The sequence below is a fragment of the Rhizorhabdus sp. P4_G6 genome (assembly GCF_056401045.1).
In genome coordinates this window covers 37,021-54,985 of the sequence record NZ_JBFUKC010000016.1, presented here as the reverse complement: position 1 = coordinate 54,985, position 17,965 = coordinate 37,021, and the positions used below count along the sequence as shown (strand labels likewise).

Below are 17,965 nucleotides of genomic sequence, written 5' to 3'. Positions count from 1 at the left end.
GCATCACGAGAATCTTCGGGGCGGGGTGCTTGGCTTGAAGAGGCGTTATAGATGAGGCCGCGCATTGTGCTATTCCGGGACCGCGGATCTATTCATTTTCACTACCCTATTTTCAATCATCGCGCTGGTGATTATGCGGGATCGAGCGGACCGGGGGCGTTCGCGACTCCGGGGGAACTCTTATGACCGAAACCAGCTTCGATCTCGTGGACCATTTCGACTCGGATGCGCCCGCCATAATCGCCGACCATATGGGCGATGGCATGTTCGTGCTGACCGAGGCGCTCGAGAATGGGCAATCCGAGCGCGTGTGTCTGACAGTCGCTCAGATCTCCGAGCTGCATACTCGGGCGAGCGCTCTGTACGCGGCGCCGGACGGCGCTGGTACACGCAAAGCCTGAGGGAAGGGTTCGAGGCCTATTGGCAGTAGGTCTTGCCGACAATTCCCTCCACTCTGCCGATACAGACCGACGCGTAATAATGCGACCGCCGGGCGTTGCGCGGCAGGTACAGGATTGCGCCCGCCAAGGGACGCATCAGCCAGTTCATCTTCGAAAGCAGTCCAAAGCGGTGCTTGCGGAGCACATGGCCCATGCCCCGCCCATATTGCCGGCCCTTGTTGCACATCGCCCGATCCGGTTCGGTGACGTTCAACTCGGCGTGATGGCCGACGATCGAGGGATCGAACACGCATCGAAAGCCAGCTGCCAGCACGCGCAGCATGATGTCCTGCCCCTCGCCGGACTGCCAGGCCGAGGACGCGCCGACGCCGATATCCTCGTCATAGCCGCCGACCTGTTCCAGGACAGCGCGGCGGAAGGTGACCACCCATTCGATCTGCGTGGTCCAGATATTGGCCCGCGTGATCTCCTGGCGCGTGGTCGCATATCGCCCGTTGATGCTGCGCCCGTCTTCATCGGCCGCCCGCCCTGCCAGCACATCGATGTGGGGAGACGCCATCGAAGCGGCGATCCGCGACAGGAAGTCGGCCGGATACCAGCAATCGTCGTCGGGGAAGAGCACGAGATCGCCGGTCGCGGCACGCCACCCGCGATTCCGTCCGCGGCTCAGGCCCCGCTCACCCGGTGTCCGGATGTGGCGAAGGTTGAGGCTGGAACGGCTGCCGGCCAGCGCGGCCTCCAGACGGTCGTCATCATTCTGATCGATGATGATAACCTCGAAATCCTGGAAGCTTTGCGCCTGCAGGCTTGCGAGCAGGGCGAGGATTGTCTCGCACCGGCCCAATGTCGAGACGACGAGTGAGAATGCGGGCCGTTTATCGGCGTCAGTCATGCATCTGCTCCATCAGGGCGGCGGCTTCCTCGTCGCTCACCAGCGTGCAGTTCCGGAAGATATTCTCGATCGAGGATCGGTAGATCGCCTCGATCTTGAAATAGGAGCCGGTGACGATCGACACACGCTTGCCGAGCAGCGCCGCGCCGATCGCCGCGTGGAGCCGATCGGTCACGACATGCTCATATTGGTCCAGATGGCGCAGGAACTCTTCGATCGGGCTTCCTGTGGTGCCGAGTGCGCTGATGTCGACATTGTCGGGGTGCCGGACCGCCGACGAGATGCGCGCCTCGTTGTCGGTGCGGAAGACGAGGCCGAGGCGCTTCGTTGGCGGCTTGCGATCCGCGAGCAGCCGGTCCGGATCGACCAGCGCCAGGTAGAAGGCCATGTCATGGCAGAACGGCGCCGCCGGCAGATTGCGGTGGCTCTGATACAGGTCGCGGACGAAGAGTGGCAGGGAAGGGTCGGGAAGGGTGCGCTCGATCGTGCTCGGCAGCACGAACATGTCCCTGGTTATGGCGAATTGCCGACGGACATTCTTCAGGGCGACATCGCAGACATCCGCCCAGCCGCCGCCGCCGCTGTAGATGAACAGCGCCCTGCGGTCGCGCGATCGAAGATGGTCCGCGGCGCCGCGGAGCATGCCGCGGATTTTCGCCCCGCGTGAGGCCATATCGAGCAGCGTGTAGCGGATGCCGACATCTTCCAGGAACACCTCGGTTCCACGGTGGATCAGCGCGTCGCCGAAATTCCCGTCATTGCGCATGAAATAGACGTCGCGTCCCGCAGAAGCCTTCAGGAGGGCGTCGGCGAGACTGGCGAAGGGTGCCCGAAGCCGCTCGACCGCATCGGGGTGGATGAAGGCATTCGACATATGAGAAGCGAAGTCTTTCGGTAGATCGACCGTCACCGAGCGCTCCTGATCTTGCACTGCAGCAGGCCTACCGGGTAGCGAACGATGAGGTCAAACGCTATTCGTCTTTGGCCGCTGCGCGGGCGATCGGAAGGACGAGCGGGATGACAAGCCTCGGAATTAACGGGCGTTTCAGGCGCGGGCCGCAAACCGGCGTGCAACGCGTCGCCTCGGAATTGATCGAGCGGCTGGGTGTTCGCACCGTCGAACATGTCCCGACGCGGCATGCGACGGGCATGCGCGGCCATCTGTGGGAGCAGACGATGCTGCCACTGCTCAGTCATGGCAAGCCGCTCTGGAGTCCATGCAATACCGGTCCTCTTGCTGTTCGCGAACAGGTCGTGACGTTTCACGACGCCGTGGTGTTCGACCATCCTGAATGGTTTTCTCGCGCTTTCGTTCAAACCTATCGACTCCTTTGGCCGCGATTGGCACGCCGGGTGAGGCGCGTGGTGACCGTTTCCCAATATTCACGCCGCCGCCTTGCCGAGGCGCTCGACATCGCGCCGGGCGCAATCGATGTCGTCCCGAATGGGGTTTCGTCCCGCTTCGGCGTTTCCACCGCCGAGCAGATATCACGCGTCGCGACACGATATGGCGTCCAGCCGCAGCGATATTTCGTCACGCTCTCCACGATCGAGCCTCGAAAGAACCTGCCGCTGGTGTTGCGAGCCTGGCAAAGCGCCCGCGCGCGCCTTCCCGAGGACGTGCAACTGCTGTTGCTCGGATCGGGCGGCGCGACGCATATTTTTTCCGGCAGCGGCGAAGAAGAGATCTCGGGCAAGAGCGTGCTTCGCGCGGGTTTTGTGCCCGACGGCGATCTTCCGGCGCTGCTGGGAGGTGCTTGTGCATTGCTGTACCCTAGCCGTTATGAAGGTTTCGGATTGCCGATCCTGGAAGCGATGGCGTGCGGCACGCCCTCGGTGACCACCGCGCTGACCAGCTTGCCCGAAGTGGGCGGTTCGGCCGCGATCTATGTCGACGCCGACGACCCGGCAGACCTTGCCCGACAGATGATCAGCCTGTGGTCCGAGCCGTCGTTGCGGCAGGAGCTGAGCGAGGCGAGCCTGGAGCGGGCACGGCTGTTTTCCTGGAATGCCGCGGCGCAGGAGATGGACGACATATTGCGCCGCTATCTCGATCTTTGACGCTGCGGGGAGCCRCCTGGCGGCGCCCACCGTCAGATCGGATGCTGGCCTGACCGGGCAGCGGCCACTCTGCGCGCGCCACAGCGCAGATCCCAATCATGGCCCTTGAGATCGCGACGGCATATCGCCAGCGCCTCGGCGTCGGTCTTGGCGTCGATATACTGCCCCCCATGGGCGATATTCCTGATCTGCAACCTGTAAGATGCCATTGCCTCATTATCCTTCGGACACAGTCCAGCGTACAATCGGTCTCGCGATCGACGTTGATACGCAGCTAGGTCGGAGGGCCGGCCGAGACGCTTGACGACTCATTGCAACGGCTCTTTGCAGCGAAGGTTCCGCAGTCCGCGCCAGGCTAATTCGCGACGGCGGACGGGTCGCCGAAGCTGCGCGACACACGCGTGGAGATCAGTCCTCTTCCAGCCGCTTAGCGGGCCGCGACCGCCTTGGGATGCGCCACTGGGCGATGGCGGCGGCGCTGATCCACGATGCGCTCCACCGGGATGCCGTCGGCGGCCAGCATCGCCTGCACCGAGAGCGGTCCGGCAAGGTGTCCTGCGCCGACCGCGACAAAGACGGTACCGGGCGTGGCGAGCCGCGCCTTAAGCCACTGGGTCCAGTTGGCGTTGCGCTGTCGCAACAACACCTCGCGCAAATGCGGCGTGAGATCCTTGTCGTCGGCAAAGGCCTTGGCGATCGCCGGTTCATCGCCCTTGGCCCAGGCGCGGAGCATGCGCGCATAGTCGGTGCGGGCGTCGTTCTGCCCGTCGACGATGCTCGCCAGCAGCTCGCGCTGGTCGGCTTCGGAGAGATTGGCGAACAGGGCGAGCTGGGCGGATGCCGTCTCCAACCCCTCGATCTTCCTAGGCACGCCGCCGGCAGCGGCAGGCACTTCGAAGGCGGGAGCAATGTTGTTTTCGACCCCGGCATCGCGCTGGATGCCGAGATGCCGCATCATCGCGCCCATCATCATGAACGCGGCCTGCCATGTCGGCATGCGATCGAGCGCCGCCTGGCTCAACCCCGATCCGGCGACCGCGCGGACGAAGGCGGGACGGCTCTTGGCGGGCACCCGCTCGAGGATCGGCGGCAGGCTGGGGTCCGGCGGCGGGAACAGCCGGGCGATGGCCTGCGGGTCCTTGTCTATCACAGTCTCGATGACGAGCGTGTCGGCCTTTGCGAGCGCATCGCCGATCCTTGCGTCCTGCCACTTATAGCCGGGCGGCAGCGCATGGATGGTGCCGAACAGATAGATGGTCGTGTCGGCATCGCCGAACTTCCAAAGCGCCGGCGCCGCAGCAGCGGGGATGGCCAGCAACAGGGCGAGGAGCGACGCGAGCGCGCGGCGGAAAAAGATCATCTTCATGGTGTAGGCATTGCGCGAGAGGATTACGAGGCCGAGGGCACTGAGCAACCCCCGGCCCGGCACCATCAGATGAAGGTGGCGTAACTCACTGCCGACAGGCTGGTGTTGTTGAGTTCGAACGACAGATCATAGCCGGCATGGGCGGAATTGGTCTCGGCGAAGATGAACACGTCCGATCCCACCTGCGCTGCGGCCAGCTTGACCGTGCCGGCTGCGAACAGGGCGTTCGCATCGGCGCGSGCATCGGCAAGGTCGGTCGCCGTGGATTCGCGATAATTGGCAGAGGTGGCGATGAGGCCGACATTCAGCCGGTCGTCGGAGTGCCAGTCGACGATCCGGTCGAAGTCGTTGCTGGAGAGCCCGGCCGAATGTCCCGCGGCGAAGCTGAAGGTGTCGATGCCGCCGTTGCCGGTCATCACATCGGCGTCGCTGCCGCCGACGATCAGGTCGCTGCCCGCGCCGCCCACGATCGTGTCGTTGCCGCTGCCGCCGATCAGCTTGCTGCCGGCCGCGCCGCCGTAAATCTTGTCGTTGCCCGTGCTGCCATAGAGGATATTGTGGCCGTCACCGCCGTCCATCACGTCGTTGCCGGCACCGGCATAGATCTTGTCGTCGCCGCCGCCGCCGTAGAGGATGTCGTTGCCGTCGCCGCCGACGATCACATTGGCCATGCTGTTGCCGTAGACCTGGTCCTGCCCTGCGCCCCCGATGTAGTCGGGATAGGTCGTGGACAGGGTCGTCGACAAGAAGGTGCCGTAGGCCGCGGACGCTCCGCTGGCGTCGAGCGATGCCAGCAGCGTTGTCGAGGCTGTGTCGACCGAATAGCTGGAGGCTATTATGGTGCTGGCGGTAGTGGCCGTGCTGGTGGCGGCGGTCGTGGTTGTAGTCGTCGTCATCCCGGTGTCGGGGATATCGGTCACTTCGACGATCACCGGATGGTCTACGACGTTGACCTTGACAGAGGTGACGTCCGCATAGGTGGCGATCGCGCTCGCCGACTTCAGCGGATCGAACACCGCGATGCTGACGTGATTGCCGCCGAAATCGAAGGTAAGGGTCTTGGCGGCCGCGGTCAGTGAATGATGATTGACCTGGTCCCAGATGTCCGGCTCCGACCAGGCCACCAGGTCGGTCTTGCCGTTCGACTTCTGCATCGCCAGCACCGCGCCATCCGCCGGCAGGTTCGCCACCGTGTACGACAATGCATGGGTCGTGAAGGTAGAGGCGTTGGCGCCGTTGTCGGCCAGGATCGTCGTGAGATTGTGGATTGCCGTCGCTGCCTGCTTCGGATTGCCTGCGATGTCGAACAGGCCGACATTCTTGTCGATGCTCAACTTCGTAGGATCGGGATAGGCATCCAGCAGCTGGTAGAGGTAGGTCTTGGAGACGCCCAGCTTGGTGGCATCCATCAGCAGGTTCAGGGTCATCTTCGCCTGGGTCGGCTGGTCGACGCCGCCCCAGTTCGAACTGGCCGGCGCCGTATAATATCCGGCTTCGGTCAGGACAATCGGCTTGCCCGGCATGGCCGAAGTCTGGTCCCGGACAGCGTTGAGGAGCGTATTGAGCGGCTGGAAACCCTGTTTCGGATAGGCGTGCATGTTCGCGAAATCGACGTTCTGCACGAGGTTGGCACCGGTCAGGCCATAGGTGTCGATACTGCTGAGCGTGGCGCTGCCGGCCAGTGCCTTGGTCCATGCCGCCATATAGCTCAGCGCGCCGGACGTGCCGGTCAGGCCCCCATAGCTGACCGGCCAATTGTTGATCTCGTTGAGGCCCTCCAGCGCGATGACCGACCTTGGATGAGCCTGTGCGAATGTTGTCACCGCAGAAACGAACGAGCTGGGCGAAAGATTTCCGGCTGTGGAGAAATCGAACTTTATGCCAGCACTCGCCATGGCGTTATCGGCTTTTGATTGATACCAAACGGTAGGAGCATGGTCCCTAACAGTATTTATGCCTAAATATTTCAGATCCGAAATGACTGTGTTGTAATCTGCGTACTTACCGTCATTATATGCCATGTGGACATTAACGCCGATGCTTCCAACGAAGTCGGCCGTGCGCGTCGGATTACTCATCTAATTGTTCCCCCGTGGTTCACCTCCCGTCGCTAGGAAAAGTTTTATTAACCTCAGATTACAGGGAACCTTTTCGGCGGCCAAGCGTTCGCGCGCGCCGATGGAGCGATCAGACTGATCTGTGTTAGGAGAATGCCCCGAATCACACGTGCGATTTTCAGCGCGGCCGGTACGGTCCGTCGCGATCGGCGATGATGGGTAACGCGCTTACAAGGACATGCTCGAACGAGCGTCTTGAGATTGCCATAGCTGCGCACAGGATCGCCGGTCAATGTCGCTTCAGCGTAGCACTACTTTGGCAGATTATTTGGTGGTGCAGCACGAACGATGGCGGCTGAGCGAGATAGTCGAGGATGGCTTTCCGGACAGCGGGCAGGCTAGTGGTATACGGCGGTCCGCTCAGCGCATCCGATCAAGCGTCGGCCAGGATCAGGTCCGCCGCCTTTTCACCGATCATGATCGCGGCGGCGTTGGTGTTCCCTGAAACGATGCGCGGCATGATCGAGGCGTCCGCCACCCGCAGGCAGGCGATGCCGCGCACGCGCAAGCGCGGATCGACGACGGCATGCTGGCCAATACCCATCGCGCAAGTGCCCACGCCGTGGAAGATGCCGTAGCCGAAGGTGCGGGCATGTTCGAGCAGTGACGCCTCATCATTGTCGTCCGGTTGGCTGCCGGCGGCTCCTTCTATGATGGATGCAAGCGCGGGCTGGCGGGACATTTCATAGCAGATGCGAAGGCCCGCGGTGATCTTCCGGCGGTCCTCGGCTGCATCGAGGAAGTTGAGCAGGATGCGCGGCTGTCGATCTGCGTCGGCGCTGGTGACATGGATCGAACCGCGGCTTTCCGGACGCAGTTGGCAAGCGGCCATGGTGACTCCGGGAAAGCGATCGATTTCGCCCGTGGCGGGATCAGCCGAGGCGGCCACCGTATTGATCTGGATGTCCGGCAGGTCGAGCGATAGCTCGCTGCGGACAAATCCCATGACAGACGCAGGCGGCGCAGATAACGCGCCCTTCCTGGCAACAAGATATTTCGCAACCGCGCCCATGAGTCCGATGCCGCGTGCTGCCGTGTTGATCGACGGCGTGCCCGACCGCAGGCGGAACCGCAACATGGTGCACCAATGGTCCTGCAGATTCTTGCCCACGCCGCCCAGGGGGTGACGCACCTCAATGCCTGCCGCACCTAGGATCGTAGGATCGCCGATGCCAGACAGTTCAAGCAGATGCGGCGAATTGACCACTCCTCCGCAAAGAATGACTTCGCCCCGGCAGGCGATTTCGCGCGTCTTGCCGCCCTTGCGAACGCGCACCCCCTTCGCCCGGCCCTCCTCAATGAGGATGCCGGTCACCAAAGTATCGGTCTCCACCTTGAGGTTCTTGCGGCGGAGGATCGGGTGAAGATAGGCGACCGCGCTCGATCGGCGACGCCCACGCCGCTGCGTGGCCTGGATATAGGAGAATCCCTCCTGGTCACCCCGATTATAGTCATCGATCAGCTTGTGTCCCGCCTGCGAGGCGGCAGTGAGAATGGCATCCGAAACGAAGTCGCGGGGAATGTCGGAAACCGTGAGAGGGCCACCGGCGCCATGGGCGTCATCGGCGCCCCGGCATTGATCCTCGCTGCGCTTGAACAGAGGCAGGACATCGCTCCAGCCCCATCCGCTGCAGCCAAGCTGCGACCAAAGGTCGTAGTCTGCCGCCTGTCCGCGCACATAGATCATGCCATTGATGGAAGAGCAGCCGCCGAGCACGCGCCCGCGCGGAAACGGCGCAGTTCGGCCCGCATTAATCCCGCCCAACTCCGAGTTGTATTTCCAGCTAAGCGGCGGGGCCTCCACCGTATAGCGGTATCCGGCGGGAATGTGGATCAGGCTGTTCAGGACGAATTGCCGGGGATTGTGGAACGGACGATCATCGCCCCCCGCCTCGATCAGCAGGACGCGGTTGCCCGCTCGCGCACTGAGACGGTTGGCCACGACACAGCCTGCCGATCCCGCGCCGACTATGATATAGTCGAACTCCATGTCGTTTTCCCGTGCGTCCTGTAAAGCCATCAGGCGGCGATCGCGCCCACCTTCTTCTCCAGGCGGAAACCTTCGTAGCCACCCGCCGCCACCGCCGCGCACTTGTTACGATAGACATCGAGACCGGCGAGATAGAAGGAATAGACCCGCGGTTTGCCGGGGATATTGGCACCCATGGCCCAGGAATCGGCCTTGGTCATCAGCGTGTAATTTGCCACCTCCCCGACGTGGGTCACCCAGTCACTCTGCGCCTCTTCGGTGGCCTCGATCGAGGTGTAACCATTCCGGCGCATGTGTTCGATGCAATCGCTGACMCATTCGACGTTCTGCTCGATCGCCAAGGGAGCGTTGACCATGATCGATGGGCTCTGCGCGCCGTCGATCATGAACAGGTTGGGGAAACCAGCAATCCCGACGCCGAGGTAGGTTTGCGGCCCCGAGGACCACACATCGCGCAACGAGAGACCATCCTTGCCTGTGATCTGCAGCTTTAGCACGGCGCCGGTCACGGCGTCGAACCCGGTCGCCAGCACGATGTCGTCGAAGGCATGGAGTTCGCCGCCGGCGGCGATACCTTCGGCGCAGAACCGTTCAAGCGGAGTCTTCCTGAGGTCCACCAGCTTCACGTGCGGCAGATTGAAGGTTTCATAGTAATTGATGTCGAGGCACGGCCGCTTGGCGCCGATCGGATATGTCTGCGAGGTCAGGACAGCGGCAGTCTCCGGATCGTTCACCTTGGCCCGGATCTTGCGTTTGACGAAGTCGGCGGCAAGATCGTTCGCCTCCTGGCTAAGCAAGATGTCACGGAAAGACTGCAGGAAGGCGAAGCCACCCAGGGTCCAGCAGCGCTCGAACTCGGCCTCGCGCTCTTCCTCACTGACTTCAAGCGCGCTACGCGAGCTCAGCATCCAGCTCAATCCACCCGGAGAGGCGCGGCGCACCTCGCGGTCCTTGGCGAATCGCTCGTGCTTCTGCTGGATCTCCTCTGCCGAGAGAGAGCGGTTTTCGGCCGGCAGGCTGAAAGCCGGGGTTCGCTGGAAAACCGTCAGGCTGGCTGCCTGCTGGGCTATGACCGGGATGCTTTGCACACCCGATGAGCCTGTGCCGATGATTCCCACCCGACGACCGGCAAAGTCGACCGGCTCTTCTGGCCATCGGGCGGTGTGGAACAGCCGGCCCTGGAATTCTTCCATGCCTGCAAAGGAGGGCGTATTGACCGAAGTCAGCGGCCCCACCGCAAGAATGAAGTAGCTGGCGCGGAAAGTGTCGTCGCGATCGGTCTGGACCAACCAGGTTTGCGTGCCCTCTTCGAAAGTAGCCGCCTTGGCTGTCGTCTCGAACAGGATGTCGCGGCGCAGATCCAGTGTGTCGGCGACATAGGACAGATACTTCTGGATCACTGGTCCTCTGGAATAGCGGTCCGGCCATTCCCACCCGCGTTCGATCTCGTCAGAAAACTGATACTGGTAATCGACCGATTCCACGTCGCAGCCCAAACCCGGATAGCGGTTCCAGTACCATGCGCCGCCCACGTCCTTGCCGGTCTCGATCAGCTTGGCCGAAAGGCCCTTCTCCCGCAGGCTGTGCAGCATGTACAGTCCGGCAAAGCCGGCACCGACCACGATGGCGTCTACTTCATTCGTCATTGGACACATCCTTTGGAAGCCGGTGAGATAAGGCCGTGCTGCCGCATGTCGGTGAGATGCTTGTGCAGGTACGCCTCCGTCAGAGCCGGCGGCGCTTCGCTGCCGCCGGTCCGCAGTGCGTGGGCGAAGGCACCTCCCGCACGGACCGGGTTCCGGGCCATGGGCATGGCGAAGGCAGAGAGGATCGGCAGGACGCTGGACTGACGAGCCTGAGTTGGCAGGCGCTCCAAGCGTGCTTCAAGCTGCGCCAGCCATTCCGAATGGCTGTTTGCCCGATCGAGGGCATAGCCGGCAGATTCGATCCAGTCGGCGATGTGGTCGAGCGAGGCCGATCCGGTCTCCACCGTCGGGGCGACGTCGAAGCTGCGATAGCCCTGCTCGCCGGTAAGTGCGAGATCGACCATTGCGTGGGCGACATGGTCTACCGGCAGACCTTCGAACCCCGAGGGGTTGGCTGCATCGCGATAGAATGAAGGAGGGCGTACTCCCGCCAGCACGAGACTGCCGAGAAGGCGGATGAACAGGTCCGGGACGTTGATCTGCCCGGCGAATTTGCGATGCGCCATCAGCATCCCGCACCGGAACACATTGACCGGCAGTCCGAACTGCTCGTGCGCATGGCGCAGCAGGACCTCGCCGGCCCATTTGCTGGCGGCGTAGCCGGAAGCATAGTCATCGCCGGGCGCAATCCGGGGCAGAGCGGTGCGTATATCGGCCGTTTCCAGTTCAATCCCGCTGGCGCCGGGCAATTCCGAAACCGCCCGGGAGGAGACGAAGTCGATCGGTTTCATCCGTCCGGTGAGCGCCAGCTGGATAAGTGTAAGAGTTCCCTTCACATTCGGTTCGAACAGGTCCTTGTAGGACATCCGGTGATTGACCAGCGCGCCAACGTGGACGATCCTGTCAACCCGCTGGGCAAGATCGTTGAACACGGCAGCATCGATGCCGAGGCCCGGCTCACCGAGATCGGCCGCGACGACCTCAAGATGATCGGCCGCAAGCTCGCGGAATCGGTTCGTGAGTTCGGCGTCATCCGTGCCATACGTATCTTCGAGCCGGCGTTGCGCATCCGCCTTGTCTGCACCTCGGACGAGGGCGATCACCTTGCCGCCAACGTGGGCGAGCCGCTCCAACCATTCGAGCGTGACGAAACGGCCCAGAAACCCATTGGCGCCGGTCACCAAAACTACGCGCGCTAAAGCGGGATCCCCCGCAGGGCTCGTGCTCCTGCTCATGTCCTCCGGCAGCAGGCGCGCAGGATCGAGGTCCGCGCTGTCAAGTTCCTGCGCATCTTTTCCATGGACATCGGCGAAGGTCAGGCCGTGCTGCTCCTGACCGCCGCGAAGCATTTCGACCCAGCGCCGCGGGCCGCCACTCGGGCTGAGGATGGCGCCAGCGGAAATGGCGGTTCCGAAGACATCTTCCAGCAGCATGGAAAGGGTGATGGCGTCGAAGGAATCGCCGCCAAGGTCAAGAAAACTGGGGTCACCCGACAGGTCGATGTCGTCACGCCCCAAGGTCGCACGCAAAGCCAGCGCGATGCGATCCTCGATCGTCAGGCCCGAGTCCGGGTTGCGCAGCATCAGCACCTCTTCGCGCTGTCGCGCCGCAATGCCATCGTAGAGCGATTCCAGGCGTTCCTGGTACTTGCGGTTGAATGCGGCCCTGAGCGGTTTGCGAATGGTCGACAGGAGACCGCTTTCGATGGTGAATGGTTCATCTTCGATGATGAAGTCGCGCGGGATTTCGAACTTGCGCAGACCGGCCTTGCGCGCGGCCTCGGCCAGGCCGGCGTGAAGCAGGCTGCGCAGTTCCATCTCGTCAGGGGCATGCCCTAGCCGCTCGGCCGCGAGCTCGCGATCCGGCACGATCACTGCGACCAAATTGGGCCGGAACGAGGTGCCATAGAGGTAGATCTGCCTGATCCAGGGAACCGACCCGGCGTATTCGATCTCCAACTGGCTCAGCGCGACATATTCGCCCTGTGAAAGTTTGAGCACGTTGTTCCGCCGGTCGATCCAGACCAGTTCCTCGCCGTCGCGAAGCTCGAACACATCGCCGGTCAGGATCCAGCCGTTCTCATCGCGGATCCCGGCCGTGGCCTTGGCGTCCTTGTAATAGCCGGGAATGGCGCTGCGCGTCTTGACCGCCAGTTCGCCGCGCGGCCAAGGGCGGTCGGCGTTTGAATAGCCGAGCTCCGGCACGTCGCGCAGCTCGAAATCGGTGACGAAGCGGCGGTCGAGCCGGCCGTCGAAGGTCACGCCCGAGGTTTCGGTCGAACCATAGCCTACGCATAGCGGAACGCTGAACGTATCCATGAAGAATTGGCGAAGCTCTCGCGATATCGGGGCGCCGCCGACCACGGCAAAGACCAGGCGGTCGCCAAGGAACGTCTTTGCCATGGCCTGGCGAACTTCGGCCTCCGCTTCGGCCCGATCCTGGCCCCTGCTGACGCGGTGCAGGACCTCGCCAAGGAAATACTGATAGATCTGCTCGATCACGCGCGGGAATAGGTTGAGGTGGGTAGGCCGGCTGATCCGTAGGTCGTCGAACAGTGAAGACATGTCGCTCTTGAGGGTAAAGAGCGCGGTCCCGCCCTGAGCGAGGGTACGGAACACCTGCGAGTAACCGAGGGAGTGGTTCATTCCCGCGAAAACAAGCGCGATATTGGCCTGCGCCTTTTCCACCTGGAGGATCGGCAGGCGCACGATCGCCTCGCTGTAAATCGCGCCCTTGGGCCTGCCCGTACTGCCCGAGGTATAGAGGATCGCCAGCATGGCATCCGCACCTGCAGGATCCGCCGGAAGCGGTTCGAATGTCCTCTCCCGCCCAAAGGCGATCAGTTCGTCGATGGTGGCGAGCGAGATTGCGTGGCTGGCAACGGCCAGAGCCTTGCGTGCGCGCTCAAGAATAGCTGAATCCTCGTCGATGCGGGGATCAGCCGACAGCACCACGAAACTTCGCAGCGAGGGCGTGGCCAGGGCGAAGGGGACCATCCGCTCCACATCGCGGATGTCGACCAGCATCGCCGCCGGCGCCACCTCGTCCAGAATCGTCCGGGTGTCGTCCGCCGCTTGTGACGCCAGAAGGGGAACGTGCACCGCCTGGGCGAAGATTGCCGCGAGTATGCCGGTGGTTATATCAACTCCCGGTTGCCCGAACAGCGCAATGAATTCGCCCGGCCGGACAAGGTGCTTTTCGTGCCATCGCCAGGCCGTGGCAAGCCCCGTCACCCTTTGCCCAAGTTCAGCATAACTGATCGTGGAGAACGCATCGAGGTACTCACGCACCCGCGTGGCCTCTTTGGTCTCCGCCACGCGCCAGGCCCGCTCGCCCAGCGCGGGATGAGAGGCGTAAGCATCGAAAAGGAGCGAATAGGCTTGCCGAAGCGAAAGCCCTGGCTGGAGGAGGGCAGCTGTGACGCGATCGTCAGGCTGGATGGCAAGGAGCTGCTCATCAACCGGCGCTCTCTCACCCTGAGGAGCTTCCCGGTCCGCCAGTTCGCTCGTTTCTGCGCTCATCCTCTCTTCTCCCATACGGCTTGCTGAAGCCGGCACATTTGTGAAGCACTCAGTTCTTGGTGATTACCGGCCGTTGCTGTCCTGCAATTGCCGCCTGCGCTTTCCATGTCAGCCTAGCGGTCACGCCGCCTGCTTGGGGGAGGGCAGTTCCGTCTCCTCTTCGACGATCCAGCGGCACATGCGGCGCATCGGTTCGATCGCATCCTGAATGCCGTGGTTCGCCATGCCCAATGCGCTGCCAAGCGTCACGAGCCGCTGTGCGCCCTGCAGCGCCAGTCGGTCTCGTAGTTCGCGCTTCAAGCTTTCGGGGTAGATGCCGATCGTCTGGGTATAGCTCGTTACCGCGCGAACCGGCGTGTCGACATCATCCACCGGCACAAGGTTGATGACGCGGTTTGCAAGCATGCGCGCGAAATCCACCGGCTCACTGTCCTGCGACACTATTACCGCGCCGTTCCGTCCGCCGCCGATGACCTTATACCATTCGTCGCCGCCAAGTTTCAGCGCTTCGATCTCATCCGCCAGCGCGGCATCGATGCGCACTGCCGGACTGCTCAACGTCGACGGAAGCGCCTGCACAGTTTCGTATAGCCGTTCGCCGAAGCGGTTCAGCCGGGCGATGCCGGCCGCATCGGTGCCGGACTGCACATAGACGACCCGAGCATTGACGCATGCTTCTTGGTTCAGCCCGCCGGCATCGATCGCCAGCAACTGGGCTACCGCCGCTTCAGTTGCCTCGTCTGCGAATGCCTCACGCCCGATGATGGTTGAGCTCAGCTTGGGATCGAGCGAGACGAGCTCGACACCCGGTCCGATATATTTGGCGATATGCTTGATCGACGCCATGCCCCCCCAGGCGACGATCTTCTCGATGTTGGCGGACTGGTAAAGATCTTCCTCAACCTCGGTGTCGCCGCCCTTCCAGTAGGCCACGCTGATATGCTTGGTGAGCGGATGATCTGGCGCCATTTCAATCATCGTGCGGGCGACGGCCGACGCGGTCAGCGGGTCGTTGCTGGGCGTCTTGATGATCGCATCACCGCGCGTGAGCGCATTGCGGGCGATCGTCGTGACGGAAGTGCCCGGCGCGTTGCCGGCGACGATGTGCACGCTGCGCGAGCCAAAGGCACGGATGCGTGCGAGTTGACCGCTATCCAGCCGGGTCTCCACCCAGCCTTCCAGATGGGGGATGCCGATCGTCCGTTCCGCTACTTCGCGCAATGAATCGCGATTGAGCAGACTGCCCATATTTTCATACATGTTTCGCAGGATATCCGCGCCCAGTCCCGAGGTGCGGCACGAGATGTCGAACGCCTGTTGCACCCAGCGATTTTGCCCCAAGGTCAGCCGCTGGCCGAGTGCGCCGAGAAAATCGAGGATCTCCTCCATGCTCAAACGGTAGAGATCCGCCATTGCGCCGGGCGAGCGGAGCGGGAGTCGGTCGATATAGCGCCGAACGTCAGGCGAGCGGAAGCTTATGTCGCCGCCACGACCGCCATGTTCTACGTCGCCGTCCTCGATCACTTCACCGCGGATGATAAGCGGCACACTATAGCCGGTAGCAGTCATGATATGCTCACTCCATCTCGGTCAGGAAGGCCAGGGCCTTGTCATGCGCTTCGGGCGCGCCGGCGCAGGTAATCTTGTCGTCGCCGCCTTCCTTTTCGCTGAAGCGGCGGATCATCGGCTCGATGAAGGGGCCGGACTTGCCGCATTTGCAGGGGCCGAACGTCATCGTCACCTCATCGCCACTCAGCACGCCGCCCCAGCGGCTTTCCTGCGCCAGATCAATCACCCCAAAACGGCCGGTGTGAGTGCCGTTACGCGGGAAGGGCTGACCCGTCTCGGGATCGAGCAGGTAGACGATCATCCACGGCAGCGCGTGGAACTTGCCCTCTGAACATTGTGGCATCAGCGTCGACATCTCGCTCATGCCATAGCCTTCGAAGAAACGCGGCACGCCGAGGAACTCGCGGATTTCCTCCTGATAGCCTTCCGGCAGCGTCTTGCCCTTGGTGCCGCCAGAAACGGTGATGCGGCTTTCTGGCGCGAAAACAGCGGTCAGTCCACGCTCACGCCCGGCCTCCATCATCTCGTAGAGCATGATCCAGTTGGCGGCCATCATGATGCGCTTGCCGCGCAGCGTGTCAAAGACCTTGTCGTAGAACGCCCTGCGCTGGGCGGGCGCCTGCTTCTGGTCCTCGATGAACTTCTCGCGCCGGGCGAGGAGCGAGGGCGAGATGGTGGAGCGGTCGCCCCGGTCTTCGGCCGCCGAAAGACGACCGCCGAGCGACACCATGTCGGCGCTCATCCGCCCCGGATAGAGCGGGTTCAGCATCGATTCGTCACCATCGTAGAGTTCGTCCACGATCGAATCGATCATCGCGCCATAGGCGTTGTACATGTGGCGATAGCCGATCAGGATCATCGGCATCTGGTCCAGATCGGCGGGGTCTTCCTCACCGTCCCGCGTGATCGGCAGATAGGTGTAGCGGACCTGCCGCGCAGCTTCCGCCGGACCGCGGGGAAGGAAGGACAGCTTTCCGCTGGTGCCGGTCGTATGCATGACGCGCACGCCCGCGTCGCGCCGCACGGCGTCGAGCCAGTCGTCGATCGACTCGACCCCCTCCGTCTTCACGCCCGACAGGTCGCACGTCGTGAGCTTGGCCAGCCAGGCGGTGAGCCGGTCGAAGCGATTCTTCTCGATCAGCGACATAGGATAGGATTTGTAGATCGAATGCTTGAACAGCAGCGCCGCCGCGTCGTTCAGCGTCTCGATCTGATCGATGCCCTGCTCGGTCGCCAGGCTGTCGAGCGCCGGGATCTTCGGCCGCAACTCGGCGAATCGCTTGCGCAGACCTGCGAGCTGGATCCGCTCAACTTCCTTAGGGTCCATGGTGAGGCTGGTAGCGCTCTTTTGCCAAACCATTTCCTCCGGATGTTCGGGAAAACGCGACGGATCGACGGGACGCGACGTGCCCACTTTGGCCAAGACCCTTCTCCTATACCTAATGCTATAAACTAGTGCCTGTCGTCTCTCATATGACAACCAGGTTGTCAACTCCTTTGCGCGATTTGGGCTTGCCGACAACGGCGACGCGCGTCATCGGCTAGGCATTTGATGAGGCTGTGGAGCATGCATGAGCGAGCGATCGCCTGATGACGAAATCGCGGATGAGCTGGTTGAACTGACCCGCTCGATCAGCCGCGCCTATTTCGCGCTCAAGGATTTCGGCGACCACGTAGGATTTTTCCATGAGTATGGAAGCAATGTGACCGAGGTCCTGAACCTCCTCTATCTGCACGGACCGCATAGCATCACGGAAATCGCGCGCTTTCGCAGGGTATCGCGCCAGTTCGTGGTGAAGCTGGCCCGGCAGTTCGAGGATCGCGGTTGGGTGACCCTTGAGCCGAACGCGGCGGACAAGCGGGGCTACATCATTAAGCTTACGGCCGAAGGTGTCGCTCATTGGGAAACGAGACGTCTGATGTTTCGTAACAGCTTAGGTAATATAAATTTTCGCCTGGCGATTTACGAGTTGCGGGCGATACGAGACGTGCTTGACACGTTTTCCGACGACATAGTGGACAGTATACCTTTGCTGGCGGATGATCGGACAGCAAGTCATTGATTTCTAATCGCTGATCAACAGCGCTGGCGGCGGCATTCAAGGTGTTACCGCGCAATTTCACGCACGAAATCGAGGAAAGCCGTGATTTTTGCCGGCATGATACTGGCGCCGTGGTGATAGGCATAGAGCGGGAAGGTCTCATCCGACCATTCTGGCAAGAGGTGGATAAGCCGCCCCTCGGCAATGATCGGGCGCGCACAGACCTATTGCGCAATGCCGGCGCCCCCCAGGCATGCGCCCAGCAAAGACCCTGTGTCATTCACAAGCAGCCTGCCGCTGGGGGCAACCGGGACCCTTTCCTCCCCCCGCTGGAACTCCCACTCAAAAGGCCGCCCGGTC

General features: G+C 62.4%; 13 protein-coding genes. 3 read left to right on the top strand and 10 right to left on the bottom strand.

The window, feature by feature from the left end:
* Positions 1 to 182 precede the first annotated feature (182 nt).
* Complete coding sequence (locus tag AC1DPF_RS15150) at positions 183 to 401, top strand: hypothetical protein (protein ID WP_477867086.1); 219 nt, start codon at positions 183 to 185, stop codon at positions 399 to 401.
* A 16-nt stretch (positions 402 to 417) separates the two neighbouring features.
* On the opposite strand, the gene AC1DPF_RS15145 is transcribed toward AC1DPF_RS15150, so the two are convergent.
* The gene (locus AC1DPF_RS15145) at positions 418 to 1,293 is read right to left on the bottom strand and encodes a glycosyltransferase family 2 protein (protein WP_477962187.1); all 876 of its coding nucleotides are present in this window, start codon (positions 1,291 to 1,293) and stop codon (positions 418 to 420) included.
* Positions 1,286 to 2,203, bottom strand: coding sequence for a polysaccharide pyruvyl transferase family protein (locus tag AC1DPF_RS15140; protein ID WP_477867082.1), 918 nt, complete (start codon positions 2,201 to 2,203; stop codon positions 1,286 to 1,288). Before AC1DPF_RS15140 ends, AC1DPF_RS15145 begins: the two co-directional genes overlap by 8 nt.
* A 107-nt stretch (positions 2,204 to 2,310) precedes the next feature.
* Between AC1DPF_RS15140 and AC1DPF_RS15135 the strand changes: the two genes are divergently transcribed.
* Entirely contained in the window at positions 2,311 to 3,354 is a 1,044-nt protein-coding gene (locus AC1DPF_RS15135) for a glycosyltransferase family 4 protein (protein ID WP_477867080.1), read from the top strand.
* 32 nt (positions 3,355 to 3,386) lie between these two features.
* On the opposite strand, the gene AC1DPF_RS15130 is transcribed toward AC1DPF_RS15135, so the two are convergent.
* From AC1DPF_RS15130 to AC1DPF_RS15095, 8 genes are all read right to left on the bottom strand, one after another.
* Complete coding sequence (locus AC1DPF_RS15130; RefSeq protein ID WP_477867078.1) at positions 3,387 to 3,563, bottom strand: hypothetical protein; 177 nt, start codon at positions 3,561 to 3,563, stop codon at positions 3,387 to 3,389.
* A gap of 218 nt (positions 3,564 to 3,781) precedes the next feature.
* Positions 3,782 to 4,720 carry a TraB/GumN family protein gene (locus AC1DPF_RS15125; RefSeq protein WP_477867076.1) on the bottom strand — a complete coding sequence of 313 codons (939 nt, stop codon included), beginning with the start codon at positions 4,718 to 4,720 and terminating at the stop codon, positions 3,782 to 3,784.
* A gap of 65 nt (positions 4,721 to 4,785) precedes the next feature.
* The gene (locus AC1DPF_RS15120) at positions 4,786 to 6,543 is read right to left on the bottom strand and encodes a calcium-binding protein (RefSeq protein WP_477962185.1); all 1,758 of its coding nucleotides are present in this window, start codon (positions 6,541 to 6,543) and stop codon (positions 4,786 to 4,788) included.
* A gap of 667 nt (positions 6,544 to 7,210) precedes the next feature.
* Positions 7,211 to 8,827, bottom strand: coding sequence for a GMC family oxidoreductase (locus tag AC1DPF_RS15115; protein WP_477962183.1), 1,617 nt, complete (start codon positions 8,825 to 8,827; stop codon positions 7,211 to 7,213).
* Between the two features lie 29 nt (positions 8,828 to 8,856).
* Positions 8,857 to 10,449: a flavin-containing monooxygenase gene (locus tag AC1DPF_RS15110; RefSeq protein ID WP_477962181.1), complete on the bottom strand. Its 1,593-nt coding sequence runs from the start codon at positions 10,447 to 10,449 to the stop codon at positions 8,857 to 8,859.
* Between the two features lie 20 nt (positions 10,450 to 10,469).
* Positions 10,470 to 13,994, bottom strand: coding sequence for a thioester reductase domain-containing protein (locus AC1DPF_RS15105; RefSeq protein ID WP_477962179.1), 3,525 nt, complete (start codon positions 13,992 to 13,994; stop codon positions 10,470 to 10,472).
* Between the two features lie 120 nt (positions 13,995 to 14,114).
* Entirely contained in the window at positions 14,115 to 15,563 is a 1,449-nt protein-coding gene (locus AC1DPF_RS15100) for an acyl-CoA reductase (RefSeq protein ID WP_477867066.1), read from the bottom strand.
* A 7-nt stretch (positions 15,564 to 15,570) separates the two neighbouring features.
* The gene (locus AC1DPF_RS15095; protein ID WP_477962177.1) at positions 15,571 to 16,986 is read right to left on the bottom strand and encodes a hypothetical protein; all 1,416 of its coding nucleotides are present in this window, start codon (positions 16,984 to 16,986) and stop codon (positions 15,571 to 15,573) included.
* A 148-nt stretch (positions 16,987 to 17,134) separates the two neighbouring features.
* On the opposite strand from AC1DPF_RS15095, the gene AC1DPF_RS15090 reads away from it, so the two are divergent.
* Positions 17,135 to 17,626 (top strand): MarR family winged helix-turn-helix transcriptional regulator, encoded by a 492-nt coding sequence (locus tag AC1DPF_RS15090; RefSeq protein ID WP_477867062.1) that lies wholly within the window; start codon positions 17,135 to 17,137, stop codon positions 17,624 to 17,626.
* The last annotated feature ends 339 nt before the right edge of the window (positions 17,627 to 17,965 follow it).